At 67.0% G+C, this 14,606-nt stretch carries 14 protein-coding genes and 1 pseudogene; 8 read left to right on the top strand and 7 right to left on the bottom strand.

The features are described from left to right. Nucleotides 1–165 precede the first annotated feature (165 nt). Entirely contained in the window at nt 166–555 is a 390-nt protein-coding gene (locus G335_RS0102190; RefSeq protein ID WP_018168099.1) for a RidA family protein, read from the top strand. After that, nucleotides 548–2,641 (top strand): annotated as a pseudogene (gene recG, locus G335_RS0102195) (ATP-dependent DNA helicase RecG); the annotation flags it as partial. The gene G335_RS0102190 and the pseudogene recG, both read left to right, overlap by 8 nt. 313 nt (nt 2,642–2,954) lie before the next feature. Here recG and G335_RS0102200 read toward each other — a convergent pair. From G335_RS0102200 to G335_RS0102210, 3 genes are all read right to left on the bottom strand, one after another. Next, nucleotides 2,955–3,497, bottom strand: a complete 543-nt coding sequence (locus G335_RS0102200) for a DJ-1 family glyoxalase III (RefSeq protein ID WP_018175801.1) — start codon at nt 3,495–3,497, stop codon at nt 2,955–2,957. Nucleotides 3,498–3,519: 22 nt separating this feature from the next. After that, nucleotides 3,520–4,794, bottom strand: a complete 1,275-nt coding sequence (locus G335_RS0102205; RefSeq protein WP_018168096.1) for a S41 family peptidase — start codon at nt 4,792–4,794, stop codon at nt 3,520–3,522. 126 nt (nt 4,795–4,920) lie between these two features. Then, nucleotides 4,921–6,102, bottom strand: a complete 1,182-nt coding sequence (locus tag G335_RS0102210; protein WP_043689761.1) for a murein hydrolase activator EnvC — start codon at nt 6,100–6,102, stop codon at nt 4,921–4,923. 74 nt (nt 6,103–6,176) lie between these two features. On the opposite strand from G335_RS0102210, the gene G335_RS0102215 reads away from it, so the two are divergent. The 6 genes from G335_RS0102215 to G335_RS0102240 all read left to right on the top strand — a co-directional run bounded on the left by G335_RS0102215 (nt 6,177) and on the right by G335_RS0102240 (nt 9,584). Beyond that, complete coding sequence (locus G335_RS0102215; protein ID WP_026182005.1) at nt 6,177–6,512, top strand: helix-turn-helix transcriptional regulator; 336 nt, start codon at nt 6,177–6,179, stop codon at nt 6,510–6,512. Nucleotides 6,513–6,540: 28 nt separating this feature from the next. Further along, a complete protein-coding gene (locus G335_RS0102220) occupies nt 6,541–6,969 on the top strand; it encodes a rhodanese-like domain-containing protein (RefSeq protein WP_018144124.1) in 429 nt (142 codons plus the stop codon). Beyond that, nucleotides 6,969–7,259 carry a glutaredoxin 3 gene (gene grxC, locus G335_RS0102225; protein ID WP_018168094.1) on the top strand — a complete coding sequence of 97 codons (291 nt, stop codon included), beginning with the start codon at nt 6,969–6,971 and terminating at the stop codon, nt 7,257–7,259. The genes G335_RS0102220 and grxC overlap by 1 nt, the downstream gene beginning before the upstream one ends. 111 nt (nt 7,260–7,370) lie before the next feature. Continuing rightward, entirely contained in the window at nt 7,371–7,898 is a 528-nt protein-coding gene (gene secB, locus G335_RS0102230; RefSeq protein ID WP_018175803.1) for a protein-export chaperone SecB, read from the top strand. A gap of 15 nt (nt 7,899–7,913) precedes the next feature. Continuing rightward, entirely contained in the window at nt 7,914–8,906 is a 993-nt protein-coding gene (locus tag G335_RS0102235; RefSeq protein WP_018175804.1) for an NAD(P)H-dependent glycerol-3-phosphate dehydrogenase, read from the top strand. 99 nt (nt 8,907–9,005) lie between these two features. Then, nucleotides 9,006–9,584 carry a hypothetical protein gene (locus G335_RS0102240; RefSeq protein ID WP_018175805.1) on the top strand — a complete coding sequence of 193 codons (579 nt, stop codon included), beginning with the start codon at nt 9,006–9,008 and terminating at the stop codon, nt 9,582–9,584. Nucleotides 9,585–9,659: 75 nt separating this feature from the next. Here G335_RS0102240 and G335_RS0102245 read toward each other — a convergent pair whose 3' ends face one another. From G335_RS0102245 to G335_RS0102260, 4 genes are all read right to left on the bottom strand, one after another. Beyond that, on the bottom strand, nt 9,660–9,944 hold the full coding sequence (locus tag G335_RS0102245; RefSeq protein WP_018144129.1) for a hypothetical protein: 285 nt from the start codon (nt 9,942–9,944) through the stop codon (nt 9,660–9,662). 318 nt (nt 9,945–10,262) lie between these two features. Beyond that, on the bottom strand, nt 10,263–11,921 hold the full coding sequence (locus tag G335_RS0102250; RefSeq protein WP_018175806.1) for a BCCT family transporter: 1,659 nt from the start codon (nt 11,919–11,921) through the stop codon (nt 10,263–10,265). Nucleotides 11,922–11,989: 68 nt separating this feature from the next. Further along, nucleotides 11,990–13,141, bottom strand: a complete 1,152-nt coding sequence (locus G335_RS0102255; protein WP_018175807.1) for a putative zinc-binding metallopeptidase — start codon at nt 13,139–13,141, stop codon at nt 11,990–11,992. Nucleotides 13,142–13,251: 110 nt separating this feature from the next. Then, nucleotides 13,252–14,541 carry an alpha/beta hydrolase gene (locus G335_RS0102260; protein WP_018175808.1) on the bottom strand — a complete coding sequence of 430 codons (1,290 nt, stop codon included), beginning with the start codon at nt 14,539–14,541 and terminating at the stop codon, nt 13,252–13,254. Between the last annotated feature and the right edge of the window lie 65 nt (nt 14,542–14,606).

Genomic DNA, 14,606 nt, shown 5'->3' on the forward strand with positions numbered 1-14,606 from the left:
GCTTCCTTTTGTCGTTACGGATGTGGCCCGCAGTGTAGCCGTCCGCGTGCACGGCTGCCGAGCCCCCCAACCGCACACGCGTGCGGATTGATCAGTAGAATGGCGGGTCCGCATGCAGCAATCGCGGCCCTATCAACATTCAACCCGGCAGTACAAGGAGTCCACATGTCGCGCGAGATCATCCAGACCGAAAACGCCCCGGCCGCCATCGGCCCCTACTCGCAGGCCGTGCGTACCGGCGACACCCTATACCTGTCCGGCCAGATCCCGCTGGACCCGGCCACCATGGAACTGGTCGACGGCGGCATCGAGGACCAGATCCGCCAGGTGTTCGCCAACCTCCAGGCTGTCCTGGAGGCGGCGGGAGCCAGCACCGCCGATATCGCCAAACTGAACATCTTCCTGATCGACCTGGCTCACTTCCCGCTTGTGAACAAGATCATGAGCGAAGTCTTCAACGAGCCCTACCCGGCACGTGCCGCGATCGGCGTGGCCGCCCTGCCCAAGGGCGCCCAGGTGGAAATGGACGCCATCGCCTGGTGCCCGCGCGACTGATCGCGCTGCGCGAACCCAACCGGTGGAGCTGCAGGTCCCGCTGACCGCGCTGAAGGGTGTCGGCCCGGCGGTGGCGGAAAGACTGGAGCGTCTGGGTCTGGAGCAGGCCGGGGACCTGCTGTTCCATCTGCCCCTGCGCTTCGAGGATCGCACGCGCCTGACGCCGATTGCCGCGCTGCGTCCGGGGCTGGCTGCACTGTTCGAGGGGCACGTCACCCACTCCGAGGTGGTCCACCGCCGCCGGCGCATGCTGGTGGTCACCCTGGCCGACGGCCAGGCCCAGGTCCTGCTGCGGTTCTTTCACTTCGGGGCCAACCAGCAGCGCCGCCTGAGCCCCGGCACGTGCATCCGCGCCTTCGGCGAGCCCCGCGGCATGCCCGGCGCACTGGAGTGCGTGCACCCGGAGATCCAGACCGTGGGCGATAGCCCGCCGGCGATGGAGTCGCACCTGACCCCGATCTACCCGACCACCGAGGGTGTGTCGCAAAAGCTGCTGCGCCAGCTGGTCGCGCACGCCCTCCCGGGGATGCAGGCCCTGCCCGACCTGCTTCCGGAACTGCCCCGGCAGGGCCTGCCTGGCCTGCATAGCGCCCTCGAGCAGCTCCATCACCCACCGGCGCAGGCCGACGCACTGGCCGCCCTGGACACCCCGGAGAACCGCAGCCCGGCGCGCACACGGCTGGCCCTGGAAGAGCTCTGCGCCCACCAACTCGCGCGCATGCAGCAGAGCCGGATGCCCGCGGACACACGCAGCGCCCCGGTCATCCAGCCCCCGGGGGCGCTGTGGCAACAACTGCGCGGGCAGCTCCCCTTCGAACCCACCGGCGCACAGGAGCGTGTTACCGAAGAGATCCTGGCCGACCTCGCGCGCCCGCAGCCGATGAATCGTCTGGTCCAGGGCGATGTCGGCTCCGGCAAGACCCTGGTCGCGGTCGCAGCCGCGCTGGCGGCGGTAGAGGCCGGCTATCAGGTGGCGTTCATGGCCCCGACCGAACTACTCGCCCGCCAGCACGGGCGCAATCTTGCCCAGTGGATGGAACCACTGGGCGTCGCGATCGCCTGGCTGGGCGGGCGCCAGACGGCCAGCGAGCGCGGCCAACTGCTCGCGGAACTGGCCAGCGGGCAGCGCCAGGTCGCGATCGGGACCCACGCCCTGTTCCAGGAGGAGGTGCGGTTTCATCATCTGGGGCTCGCAATCATCGACGAGCAGCACCGCTTCGGCGTGCACCAGCGCATGGCCCTGCGCGACAAGGGCAACGGCCGGATGCCGCATCAGCTGATCATGACCGCCACCCCGATCCCGCGCACCCTGGCCATGGCCCTGTACGCGGAACTGGCCAGTTCGGTCATCGACGAACGCCCGCCCGGGCGCACCCCGGTACGCACCGCGCTGATCAGCCACGAGCGCCGTGACGAGGTCATCGAACGCATCCGCGCCGCCTGCGGCTCCGGCACCCAGGCCTACTGGGTCTGCCCGCTGGTGGAGGAATCGGAACAACTGGAGGCGGAATCGGCCGAGGCCACCGCCGAACGCCTGCGCGAGGCGTTGCCGGAGCTGACCATCGGACTGGCCCACGGACGCATGAAGGGACCCGAGCGCGATGCGGTGATGGAGCACTTCCGCGCGGGCGCGATCGACCTGCTGGTGGCGACCACCGTGATCGAGGTCGGCGTCGACGTCCCCAACGCCAGCCTGATGATCATCGAGAATGCCGAACGCATGGGGCTGTCGCAGCTGCACCAGCTGCGCGGCCGGGTCGGGCGCGGCAGCGCCGCCTCGGCCTGCGTGCTGCTCTACCGTCCGCCACTGGGCGATACCGCACGCGAGCGCCTCGAGGCGATGCGCCGCACCGACGACGGCTTCGAGATTGCGGAGGTGGATCTCAAGCTGCGCGGTCCGGGCGAACTGCTGGGCACGCGCCAGACTGGCGATCGCAGCTTCCGCGTCGCCGACTGGTCACGCGACCAGGACCTGCTCGACGAGGCCACCACCCTTGCCGCACGCATCGAGAAGGACCCGGCGCGCGCCGCCGCCCTGATCGAACGCTGGCTGGGCACCGCCACCCGCTACGCGACCGTGGGATAGCTCAAGAACGAAGGGCGAATCCACCACGAAGCGCACGAGGAAGGTCAAAAGCTTCCACCACAGAGTTGGCGCCCCGTCCGGGGACGACGCGCTATCGCGCACGAAACAGCGGGTGTTGACGACCTCCATCGGGCCTTTTGAGGCGTATCAGAAAGGCCACGATCGTTTTGCAGCGGGCAGGGTGAGGATGAGCGCAGCGAATCGCATCGGCCTCACGGAATGATCCGGGCCCCGATGCGTTTCGCTGCGCTCAACACATCCTACCCTCTTCGTGTCTTCCTTCGGGTCTTCGTACGCTTCGTGGCTAAGACCATCAGGGTCTTAGCAGCGGGCCCTCGACGGCGTCGCGGGCCTCGCGGCCGGCGAGCTGTTCGATCAGGGTCAGGGCGAAGTCCATCGCGGCACCCGGGCCACGGCCGGTGATCAGGCGCCCGTCGATCTCCACCGGGGCGCCGGTGGACGGGATTCCCGCCTCGTCCAGCGCGCCGGTGAAGGCCGTCACGGTGCGGCCCTCCAGCAGCCCGGCCTCGGCCAGCGCCTTGGGCCCAGCGCAGATCGCGGCCAAGTGGCCATCGCGTTCGGCCTGCGCCCGCAGCAAACCCTGCACCCGGGCGTCGTCGCGCAGGTGATTGGCGCCGGGCAGGCCACCCGGCAGGACGATCAGGTCAAAGGACTGATCCAGCACCTGATCAACCGTGGTATCCGGCTGGATGACGGTGCCCCGCGAACAGGTCACCGGCCCGGGCTCCAGCCCGGCCACGGTGACCTCGAATTGCGCCCGGCGCAGCAGGTCGATGATCGTGACCGCCTCCAGTTCCTCGGCCCCGGCGGCCAGGGGCACCAGTACGTTCGGCATCAATCCTCCCTGTCCGCCGCGCTCAGCGGCGGTTGTAGAAGTTCAGGCCCTTCAGGAGATTCAGCGCCTCGTTCATACCGTAATCGCGCTCGGCCAACGTCTCGCCATTGTCTTCATCCGCATCCACAGATTCCGGCAGACCGTCACGGCCCATGCGGGCGCCGCCATTTTCGCTGTCGGAGCGCTGCACCACGAGCTGCTGCAGGCGGATGTCCGGGTCAATCCCGTCCTCGTTGATGGCACGGCCATCAGGCGTGAAGTAACGCGCGGTGGTCAGCTTGATCCCGGTGTTCTGGGTCAGCGGCAGGATGGTCTGCACGGAGCCCTTGCCGAAGGTGTTCTGACCCATCACCACGGCCCGCCGGTGGTCCTGCAGCGCACCCGCCACGATCTCGGAGGCGGAGGCAGAACCGCGATTGACGAGGACGACCATCGGCGCGCCCTTGAGAACATCCCCCGGCGAGGCCTGGTAGCGGAACTGCGAATCCTCCAGCCGACCTTCGGTGTAGACGATCAGGCCTTCTTCGAGGAAGGCGTCCGAGACGCCCACAGCGCCCGTCAGGATGCCGCCGGGGTTGTTGCGCAGATCCAGCACGAGCCCCTGCAGCTCGCCCTGTTCCTGCAGGTCTTCGATCGCCCGCACCAGGTCGCGTGCCGTGCGCTGCTGGAAATTGCTGATACGTACGTAGCCGAAGCCGTCCTCCAGGATCTCGGAGCGCACGCTCTGCACCTGGATCACGTCGCGGGTGATGGTGATTTCTTTCGGGCGGTCCTCGCCATCACGCAGGATGGTCAAGGTGATGTCCGAGCCTTTCTCGCCGCGCATCTTGGCGACCGCGTCGGACAGGGACATACCCTTCACCGATTCGCCATCCAGGCGAATGATCAGGTCACCGGCCTCGACCCCGGCACGGCTGGCCGGGGTGTCATCGATCGGCGCGATGACCTTGACGAAGCCGTCTTCCATGCCAACCTCGATGCCCAGACCGCCAAACTCGCCGGAGGTCCCGACCTGCATGTCCTCGAAGTCCTGTTCGTCCAGATAGGCCGAATGCTGGTCAAGGCCGGACAGCATCCCCTGGATCGCATTGTCCAGGAGATCCTTGTCTTCGACCTCGGTGACGTAATTGCGCTTGATGCGCATGTATACGTCAGTGAAGCGCTGCAGATCTTCTACTGGCAAAGCGGATTGCGCGCCATTGTCGCGGTCGGCGTAGACGGCCACCGAAACACTCAGCATGACCCCGACAACCAGTCCGACGATCAGGGAGTATCCGGTGCGACAAGACTTGCTCATTACCTTTCCTCGTTCACTTGAGGTGATTCGTGTGAAGATGGTAGCACCCGCAATGTGACGGCTGCCTGAATGCACGCCACCGATCGGCCTTTTGCCGGGGCATGGGCGCATTCCATCTTTTTCCCTCTACTGAGAGGGCCACCAGCTTTCGGGGTTCAATGGCCCGCCGTTGTGACGGATCTCGAAGTAAAGCCCGGGCGCGATCGCCTCGCTGCCCTCGCCCGCCACGGCCAGTTGCTCGCCGGCGCCCACGGTCTCGCCTTCCGCCACCAGGATCTCCTCTACATTGGAGTAGAGCGTCAGGTAGCGCTCCCCATGATCAACGATCACCAGGAAGCCGTAACCCTGCATCCAGTCGGCGTAGACCACCCGGCCGAAGTGCACCGCGCGTACCGCAGTGCCGTTATCGACCTCCAGCACGGCGCCGCGCCAGCGTGAACGCAGGCGGCTACCACGGGACTCGTTGAAACTGCGAATCACTCGGCCTTCGGCCGGACGCGGGAGTTCGCCCTCCAATTCCACGAAGCCGACGTCCGGCCGTTCGGGGGTGGCCTCGCGGGGTGCCGCGGCACGCGCCGCGCTGCGTGCCTCGACCTCCTCGATCACCGCCTCCAGGGTCTCGGCATTGCGCGCCAGGCGCTCCAGTTCCAGCGACTCGTCCTCGATCACCGCCTCCAGCTCCGCCATCGCCTGGCGCTGGTGCGCCTCCTCGCGTTCCAGATCCGCGACCGCCGCGCGGGCCTGCTCTTCCCGTTCTGCCAGCACCGCCCGCTCCCGCGCGAGGTTCTCGCGCGCCGTCTCCAGCGCCTCGATGCGGTCGCGCAACACGACCAGGGCCTGCTCGCGCGCCTCGCGGATGCGCGCGGCAAACGCGGCCTGATGGCGGTGCTCCGCGGCCTGACCGTCGCTGCGTCCGGGATGGCGTTCGCCCTGCCACTGATCGCGCACCAGGCGGGCTGCGGCGCGGCGTTCTGCCTCCAGCCGCTCCCGGGCCTCGTCCACACGGTCCTCCTGGTCGGCGACCACCACCTCCTGACGCGAACGCGCCCGCGCCAGCTCGCGCAGCTCCTGGCGCGAGGCCTCGGTCCCGCGAGCAGCCTCCGCGAGCAGCCCTTCCAGCTGCTGCAGGGCCGCGTAACGCTCTTCCTGGCTGCGCTCCAGGTCCTGGATGGCCTCGCGCGTCTCGCGCAGCTCCGCCTCCGGCTCCAGCGCCAGGGCGCTGACCGGCAACAGAAGACAGAGCAACACACCGCACCACAAAAGGGCGCGTGAACCGCTTGGATGACTCAAGATTGCGCAAATTCGCATATCGGGGTACGTTTAGGTTCTTATATTCTTACCCAGTTGCGAGGGCCTTCCCTCGCGAGCAAGAGAGGCATGCCGTGAGCAACGAAACGGTTGAAGACGAAATGTACGTCGAAGACGGTTTGATGTCCCAGGACGAAGACATCGAGCGGGCCTCGCGCTCGCTCAAGGCCATGTCCCACCCGCTGCGTCTGAAGATCCTCTGCATTCTCGGCGATCGCGAAATCAGCGTACAGGAAATCGTCGATCAGGTCGGGACGTCGCAGAGCAACATCTCGCAGCATCTCGGCATCCTGCGCGACAAGGGCATCCTTGCCACGCGCAAGGACGCCAACCGGGTCTACTACCGGGTGGGGGACTCCCGGACCCTGCGCCTGATCGGTATGATGCAGGACGTTTTCTGCAGTTCCTGACACCCACCCCTCCGATCCGGTCTCCCGAATGCTTGAACGCCTGCCCGAATTTCTCGCCAACCACCCCATCCTGACCGGCGCCCTGCTGGCGGTGATCGGGATGATCCTGTTCGTCGAACTGCGACGCCTGAACCGCAAGTATCGCTCGCTCTCCCCGGTCGAGGCGGTGCGCGTGATCAACCAGGACGACGCCCTGGTGCTGGATGTGCGCGAGGACAACGAAGTCGCCTCCGGGCGCATCGGCGGCGCCAAGCATATCCCGCTCGGCAGCCTGAAAAAGCGCATGGGCGACATCGAGAAATACAAGGACAAGCCGGTGGTGGTGTACTGCCGCAGCGGCAACCGCTCCGCCAGCGCCGCGCAGCAACTGACCGCGGCCGGGTTCGAGGACGTAGTCAACCTGCAGGGCGGCATCCAGGCCTGGCAATCGGCCAACATGCCCATCAAGAAGAAGTAATGCAGTTCGAGGTCTACTCCAGCGGGCGCTGTCCATTCTGCCTGCTCGCGCGGCGCCTGCTCAACCAGCGTGGCTACCCGTTCGCGGAGTATGCCGTCGACCGCGAACCCGGTCTGCGCGCGGAGATGGAACAGCGCGCCGCCGGCCGCAGCTCGGTCCCGCAGATCTTTCTCGGCGATACGCACATCGGCGGCTTCGACGAACTGCAGGCGATGGACAGTAACGGCGAATTGGCGCGCCTGGCCAGCGAGGCCGGCCTCGAAGCCCCGACCGACAACGCCTCCGGATAACATGCGCCGCCGCCGGCAACGGGCGGCAAACGGGATCGCCCAGGCCACCCCGAAAAACACCGCTCACCCCCCTTACAATGCCCCGATTCCAGACGACTGCGAGACAACATCATGGCTGAAGAGAAGAATTCCCCGAAGAGCGGCAACGGCTCGGCCCAGGCCGAACAGAGTGACCGGCCCGACTTCTCCATCCAGAAGGTCTTCATCAAGGACCTGTCCTTCGAGGCGCCGGAATCCCCCGAGGTATTCATGCGCGAGTGGAAGGGCGAGACCAACATCCAGCTGAACACCAACGCACGTCCGATCGACGAGGCCGCCGGCGCCTTCGAGGTGGAACTGGGCCTGACCGTGACCACCGAATCCGACGGCAAGACCGCCTATCTGGTGGAGATCAAGCAGGCCGGCGTGTTTATCCTGCGCAACTTTGCCGAGGATCAGCGCAACCACCTGCTGGGTGCCTACTGCCCCAACGTGCTGTTCCCGTTCGCCCGCGAAACGGTGGCCGACCTGGTACTGAAGGGCGGCTTCCCGCAACTCCTGCTACAGCCGGTCAACTTCGAGTCGCTGTATGCCCAGCACCTGCAGGAACAGAAGCAACAGGCCAGCGGGGAACAGGCCGAGCCCACGCAACAGGCCTGACGCGAGGCGCAACCGATGCGTATCGCGGTCCTCGGAGGCGGCTGCTGGGGCACGGCGCTGGCGGTGCATGCGGCCCGCCTGCATGCCGACGTCGCCCTGTGGGTGCGCAACGACGCCACGGCCCGGCAACTGGAACGCGAGCGCGAGAACGCCCGCTACCTTCCCGGTCTGCGCCTCCCGGACAACCTGCGCGTCAGCGCCGACCCGGCGACCATCGAGGGCCGCGACCTGGTCCTGATCGCAGTCCCCTCCGGCGCCTTCCGCGAAACCCTGCGCTGGATCGCCCCGCGCCTTGCGCGCGACCAGGTGGTCGCCTGGGCCACCAAGGGCCTGGAGACGGCAACCGGGGCCTGGCTGCACGAGATTGCCGAACAGGAACTGGGGCCCGAGCGCCCGCCCGCTCTGATCTCCGGCCCCTCCTTCGCCGCCGAGGTGGCGCAGGAGCAGCCGACCGCGCTGTCCGTGGCCTCCAGCGACGAGGGCCACATGGACTGCCTGGTTGCGGCCCTGCACGGGCGCTCGCTGCGCCTGTACCGCAATACGGACGTGATCGGCGTGGAACTGGGCGGCGCGCTGAAGAACGTGCTCGCGGTGGCCACCGGTATTGCCGACGGCGCCGGGTTCGGGGCCAATGCGCGCGCCGCACTGATGACCCGCGGGCTGGCCGAGATCCAGCGCTTCGGCGCGGCGGTCGGCGCCCGTCCGACCACCCTCACCGGCCTCTCCGGACTGGGGGACATGATCCTCACCTGCACCGACAACCAGTCGCGCAACCGGCGTCTGGGCCGGATGCTGGGCGAAGGCCTGGATCTCGACACCGCCCGCGCGCGGGTGGGACAGTCGGTGGAGGGCGTAGAGACCGCCCGGGTCGCTGTGGCGCGAGCGAAGGCACTGGAAGTGGACATGCCGATCTGCGCAGAGGTGCACGCGGTGCTCTACCAGGGCCGCCCGGTGCACGACACTGTGCGCCGGCTGCTGGAACGCGACGCCACCCGCGAAGAGGACTGAACCCGCGTCCGCAAAAGCCCCGCGCGACACCCGCACAATCGCCCGTACGCTCCGGTCGGACTACCGTGGCCCTCACACGCGAACGCAACGGAGAACCGCATGAGCAAGGCCTGGAAGGAGCTGGACCTGGAAGGTGGCGGCCTGCAGGCGGTCAACGCCCGCCTCGCTCGCGAGATGCGCACCCGCCCTGCGGCCTACGCTGCGTGGATCCTGTTCCCGCTGGGGCTGCATCGCTTCTACCTGCGCGAGCCGCTGGGCGGCGCCGGCTTCCTGGCACTCAGTGCGGCCACCCTGGCGCTCGCCGGATTTGGCCCCGCCGCCTGGTGGTTGCTACCGCTGATTATTGGCGTGTCATGGGCGCTGGTGGACCTGTGGTGGATCGACCGTCGGGTGACCGACTACAACAAGGAGCTACGCAAGCAGCTCTTCCTGCGCAAGGGCCAAGAGCCACCGCAGGACTACCGTGGCCGCTACACCAGCGACGAAGACGCCCGCCGCGAACTGGACGAGTACCAGCAGCTCAAGGAAGCCGAAAAGCCCGGGCAGTCGGGCCTGGCCGGTCGCAACGACCCGGCCCGCGACGCCGGCGGCAAGCGCCGCATGCCGAGCTTCAACGAGCAGGAAGCCATGCTGCGCCAGATGCGCAAGGACAAAAACAAAGGCGACGGGAACAACTGACCGCCGCCTTCACAAGATCGCCGAGGTTGCGCCGCCCCCGGTTGCGGCCACGCCCGACGGCATGGCCCGTGGCGCTCAGTTCTCGCCGGGGCGCCACACGCCACTGGCCTCCTGTGGCGGCGGGGCGGTCTGCTTGCGGCTCTCGACGTCCACGAACACCGACTCGGTAAATTCGGAGAGCTGCTTGAGGTACTCCTTGCGCTCGTTCACCGACTCCGGCATCTGCGCGACCATGAACCCGGTAATCGCACTCAGGTACTGCACGGCCACAATGGGCTGCTGCGCCTTCGGGTCCACCTCGGTCAACAGATCCTGGACCTTCTGAATCAACTCGCCGGACAACTGCAGGGTATCGCTCATGGGGTTCCTCTCGCGGTTCGTGAAATCGTTGCGCACAGGCTACGGCAAGCCCCGCCACCCCGAAAGTGAACGCAAGATGCGCGGGCCTTTCCCTCCCTGGTGTGTTCAACACGAAGCGCGCGAAGGCTCGAAGAAGGTAAGTTCAAGAGCGATTTGAACCACAGAGGGCACGGAGAAAATCAGGGTTGAAGGGCAAGGCGAATCGAACGGCGCCTTCGCCAGCCAGGCGTTACCGCGTTCCTTTCTTTTCTCTGTGCCTTCTGTGGTTCAAAGGCTTTTGACCCTCTTCGTGTGCTTCGTGGTGGAAAACTGGGACCGTCAGGAGCGACGAGGGTCGTCGTCTTCGTCACGAGCCTCGGGGGCGTCGTCGTCCATGTCAAAGTCCTCGTGGACGCGATCCGGCGGAATTGTCCACGGCTCGCTGGGTGCGACCGTATGCTCGCCCGGGCGTGGGGCATAGCGCTCGTCTTCCAGGGCACGCATCAGGCCCACCACCATCATCAGCATCACCAGCGAGAACGGCAGCGCGGCCAGGATGACTGCGTTCTGCAGGACCTCCAGCCCGCCGGCCAGCAGTAGCACGCCGGTCACCAGCCCGATCATCGCGCCCCACAGGATCAGGTGGATCGCCCGATGTTCAGTGGAGCCATGGGCCAGAAGGGTGTTGATGACCACGATGCCGGCATTGGCCGAGGTCAGCAGGTAGGTCGCGATCAGTACCGTAATCAGGACGGCCCCGCTCTTCGCGATCAACCAGGGTTCCAGGGTCTCCATGGTGGCGAAGGTTGCCATGGTCAGGTCTTCCGCCACCTGATCGGCAATGTTTGCGATGCCCTCGACCTCGGCGTGCAGGGCCGTACCGCCCAGCAGTGCGAGCCAGAAGAAGGTGATCAGGGTCGGCACCAACAGCACCCCCGTGACGAATTCGCGCAGGGTACGCCCGCGCGATATGCGCGCGATGAACAGCCCGACGAACGGCGCCCAGGCCAGCCACCAGCCCCAGTAGAAGACCGTCCAGTCGGAGTGCCACCCGTCCAGGTGGTGGGCATGGGTGTACAACGACAAACCCAGCAGGTTCTGCATGTAGCTGCCGCTGGACTGCACCACCAAGGCCAGCAAGTACTGGGTCGGCCCCCATACCAGCAGTAGCCCAAGCAGAGCGACACTAAGCCACAGGTTGGCCTGGCTGACCCGCTGCACCCCGGCCTGCATCCCGGCCACCACCGACACGATCGCAGTCACCGTCAGCAGCGCCGTCAGCAGCAGGAGACCGCGATCCCCTTCCAGCGAGAGGCCCACGGTATGCGCCAACCCGGCCTCCAGCTGCTGGATACCCAGCCCCAGGGTCGTTGCGATCCCGAAGACCGTGGCCACGATGGCGAGCAGATCCACCAGATCGCCCGGCCAGGTATGGCTGTACTTGCCGATCAGCGGGTGCAGGGCCGAGCGCAGCGCCAGCGGCTGACCCTTGCGGAAGCTGAAATAGGCCAGGATCAGTGCCAGCAGCGCGAACACACCCCAGGCATTCAGCCCCCAGTGGAAATACGTCAGCACCATCGACATGTCCGCGGCGGCCGCCTGGTCGCCATTCTCGGCCAGAAACGGGTTGCCGCCGAAATGCGACAGCGGCTCGGCCACCGCCCAGAACAGCAGCCCCACGCCCATGCCGGCGGCGAACAGCATCGACAGCCACGACAGCGTGGTGAACTCGGGCACTTCGTCGTCACGTCCCAGGCGCACATCCTTGTAGCGCCCCACCCCGAGCCAGATCACCATGACCAGGAAGAAGGCCATGATCACCACGTAATACCATTCCAGCAGCGGCGTCACGAAGGCCCGCGCATCCCCCACCACCGCGCCCAGCTGCTCGGTTCGATAAACCCCCAGCAGGGCGATGATCACCACGAGGATCAGCGCCAGCGGCGCAACACGCGGGTTCAGCCCCTTGAACGGGCCGCGGGTGGCAACGTTGTACATCTCGCGTCCTTTCGCTTGCGCGATGGATGTATTTCAGGACCGGACCTTTGCCGATCCATGCCGGCAGATCAAGGGCCGGTGGCGCCCGCCGGTTGTACGCGGATGCCCATGCGGAAATCCTGAATGACCTGATGCACGAACGCCAGCTTGGCGATCGCGGTAGCGGTCAGCACGAAGGGGTAGACATGCGAGTGGCCCATACTGCGGTTGAGGCTGTTCAGGGCGCTGACCAGCGGCAGCCAATGCTCCAGAAGCAGATCGAAGTCCGCCGTGGCATAGGCATCAAAAGCCGGCAGATTCCCCTGTGCCCCCAGCCGCGCCGACGGTCCGGCGACGGGTTCAATGTCCATGTTGTAGGCGGAGGCCGTGTCCAGCGTATCCACGATGTGCATATAGTGAGCCCAGGTCTCGGCCCAGTCTTCCCAGGGGTGGGAGCTGGCATAGGCGGACACGAACGAGGCCTGCCAATCCGCCGGAGGACCGCCGGTGTAATGGCGCCGCAGGGCCTCGTCGTAGTCCGCGCGCTCGTCGCCGAAGCGCTCGCGAAAATCGGTATGCCAGTGGCTACCGCGAATCAGTCGATCCCAGTAGTAGTGCGCGGACTCATGGCGAAAGTGGCCGAGAATGGTGCGATAGGGTTCGGCCATCGCCTCGCGCATGCGCTCGCGCACCGCGGGATCGGCCTCGGCGATATTGATGGTAATGAGCCCGTGCGAATGACCGGTGACCACGCCACCGCCCTCGCGGAACTCCGGGGCCGGATCGGCCAGGAAATCAAACGCAATCCCCCCAGGATCGCTTTTCCGCGGCACCACCGGCAGGCCCAGGCGCAACAGGCCATATACCAGGCGTCGCTTCTCGGCCTCCAGACGCTCCCACAGCCGCGCATTGCCCGGCACACTGAGGTCCGGGATGGTGCGATTCAGGCGGCAGGCCCGACAGAAAGGCTCGGCTTCCTCATAGGGCACCATCCAGTTGCACACCGCGTCCACCGCATAGTGCCGGCACTGGCGATAAAACAGCCCGTCCGGCTCGTCCGCTACCCGCCACAGGCCACCGGGGATCGGGCGCCCGCGGGCGCCCACAGCCTCCCCCGCCGGCACCAGGGCGGAGACCTCCAGACGGTCCGGCAGGAATCCCAGCCGGTGGCCGCAGCGGGTACAGAAGGTGTTGTCGAAGTACACCCCCTGCCCACAGACCTCGCACTCGAACAACTGCATCGCGCTCCCCGTTGACTGGCCTGCCGAGGACGTCCAGGCGACAGGCATGCCTTCAGACTACGCCGATCCCATTGCGCCGTCGCGGCGGCACGCACCAACACAGACGCCAGTCAGTCCCCCTGTACGCCGGACAAGAGCCCGTCCACTCGCTCCAGCACCAATGGATGGGACAGGATGCCGGCGTGCGTGGTCGCCACCCCGAAGACCGAGGCCGCCTCGCGCTGCGCGGGCGGGTGCAGCATGCTGGCGAGGGTGACCACCCCGTCCGCAGTGGCGCGCGCGCCTCCCTCCCCGCGCTGGTAGCCAAACAGCAGGTGCAGCTCGGTCACCTCCGTGTTGGCATCTGCGAACAGGCCTTCCAGGTAATCGCTGCCCGGGGCCATGTCGCGCCATACCGGAATGACCACCGGCGAACGATCGACACCCCGCTGGGCGCGTTCGTGTCCGGCCCAGGGGGTGGACAGGGTGATCATCGCCGGCACGGTCGCCGCCGCCTCGCGCCGGGCGCGCTCGTTCAGGAAGCCGCGCGCGATCAGCCCGCCCATGCTGTGTGCCACCACCGGCAGTGACTCGACGCCGTGGCGCACCTCCAGCTCCTCGACCACCTGTGCCAGATGCGCCGCGGCCGACTGCAGCGGCAGCCCGGAGGCGTAATAGTAGAACCATGGCTGGTAACGCTCTCGGTCAAGCCCCTCCAGCAACCCGGCGAAGTCCCGCGGCGAGCCGTTCATCCCGTGCACGAACAGCACGGGCGTCCGTGCGGGATCGTATGGCTCAAGAAAGTACACCCCGGCATACCCCGCCAGCACGAAATCCAGGGGGCGCCACTGGCTGCCCCGCGCCACCTCGTTCGCGAAACGCGGATCCTCCAGATGGGCGATCTCGCCGTAGGCCGTCACCCGGCCCAGGCTCAGCGGCGCCGCGCCGTCCCCAGGACCCCGTGTATCCGGCAGGCGAATGGCGTGCGCCAGTCGATCATTCCCGTTCACGCGGATATCGATCCCGGTCAGCCGTCCGCCAGGACCACAATCCAGCGAATCGCCGCCCGCGACGTGCTGGACCGGTGCGCCGGCCGGATGCGTGCGATCACCATCCTCGTCGCGGAAGGCCAGCACGCTGTAACGACCAGGCTCCAGGGCAAAGAACCAGCTCCCGCCGCGCGCGCTCACCACGTGGTCCGCTGGTTCGGGCACAACGGCGCCGGCGACCGGCTCGCGGAACACCGCCACCACATAGGGCCCGGTCCGTTCCGACCCATCCGCCCCTTCGTTCGATCCTACCGTACCGCTGATCACACAGGCCCCGCCCATCCGCGCCAGCTGCTCGCGCGCATCCAGCAGCGAACACCCCACCAGCCCCATCACCACCGCCAGGACCGCACACACCCGCAACACACCCATTCCGAACATCCCTATCCGATAGCTCCCAGACCCCGAGTGTAGCGAGCCGGCAATCGTGGCGCTGC

The sequence above is a fragment of the Thioalkalivibrio sp. AKL8 genome (assembly GCF_000380525.1).
GTDB classification, from domain to species: domain Bacteria; phylum Pseudomonadota; class Gammaproteobacteria; order Ectothiorhodospirales; family Ectothiorhodospiraceae; genus Thioalkalivibrio; species Thioalkalivibrio versutus.

What these genes read in the sequence shown, in the direction of transcription:
- secB (WP_018175803.1), top strand. Translation starts at nt 7,371, where the DNA reads ATGGCTGAAGAGAAGAATTCCCCGAAGAGCGGCAACGGCTCGGCCCAG.
- G335_RS0102260 (WP_018175808.1), bottom strand. Translation starts at nt 14,541, where the DNA reads ATGGGTGTGTTGCGGGTGTGTGCGGTCCTGGCGGTGGTGATGGGGCTG.
- G335_RS0102200 (WP_018175801.1), bottom strand. Translation starts at nt 3,497, where the DNA reads ATGCCGAACGTACTGGTGCCCCTGGCCGCCGGGGCCGAGGAACTGGAG.
- G335_RS0102205 (WP_018168096.1), bottom strand. Translation starts at nt 4,794, where the DNA reads ATGAGCAAGTCTTGTCGCACCGGATACTCCCTGATCGTCGGACTGGTT.
- G335_RS0102250 (WP_018175806.1), bottom strand. Translation starts at nt 11,921, where the DNA reads ATGTACAACGTTGCCACCCGCGGCCCGTTCAAGGGGCTGAACCCGCGT.
- G335_RS0102210 (WP_043689761.1), bottom strand. Translation starts at nt 6,102, where the DNA reads ATGCGAATTTGCGCAATCTTGAGTCATCCAAGCGGTTCACGCGCCCTT.
- grxC (WP_018168094.1), top strand. Translation starts at nt 6,969, where the DNA reads ATGCAGTTCGAGGTCTACTCCAGCGGGCGCTGTCCATTCTGCCTGCTC.
- G335_RS0102235 (WP_018175804.1), top strand. Translation starts at nt 7,914, where the DNA reads ATGCGTATCGCGGTCCTCGGAGGCGGCTGCTGGGGCACGGCGCTGGCG.
- G335_RS0102240 (WP_018175805.1), top strand. Translation starts at nt 9,006, where the DNA reads ATGAGCAAGGCCTGGAAGGAGCTGGACCTGGAAGGTGGCGGCCTGCAG.
- G335_RS0102255 (WP_018175807.1), bottom strand. Translation starts at nt 13,141, where the DNA reads ATGCAGTTGTTCGAGTGCGAGGTCTGTGGGCAGGGGGTGTACTTCGAC.
- G335_RS0102220 (WP_018144124.1), top strand. Translation starts at nt 6,541, where the DNA reads ATGCTTGAACGCCTGCCCGAATTTCTCGCCAACCACCCCATCCTGACC.
- G335_RS0102190 (WP_018168099.1), top strand. Translation starts at nt 166, where the DNA reads ATGTCGCGCGAGATCATCCAGACCGAAAACGCCCCGGCCGCCATCGGC.
- G335_RS0102245 (WP_018144129.1), bottom strand. Translation starts at nt 9,944, where the DNA reads ATGAGCGATACCCTGCAGTTGTCCGGCGAGTTGATTCAGAAGGTCCAG.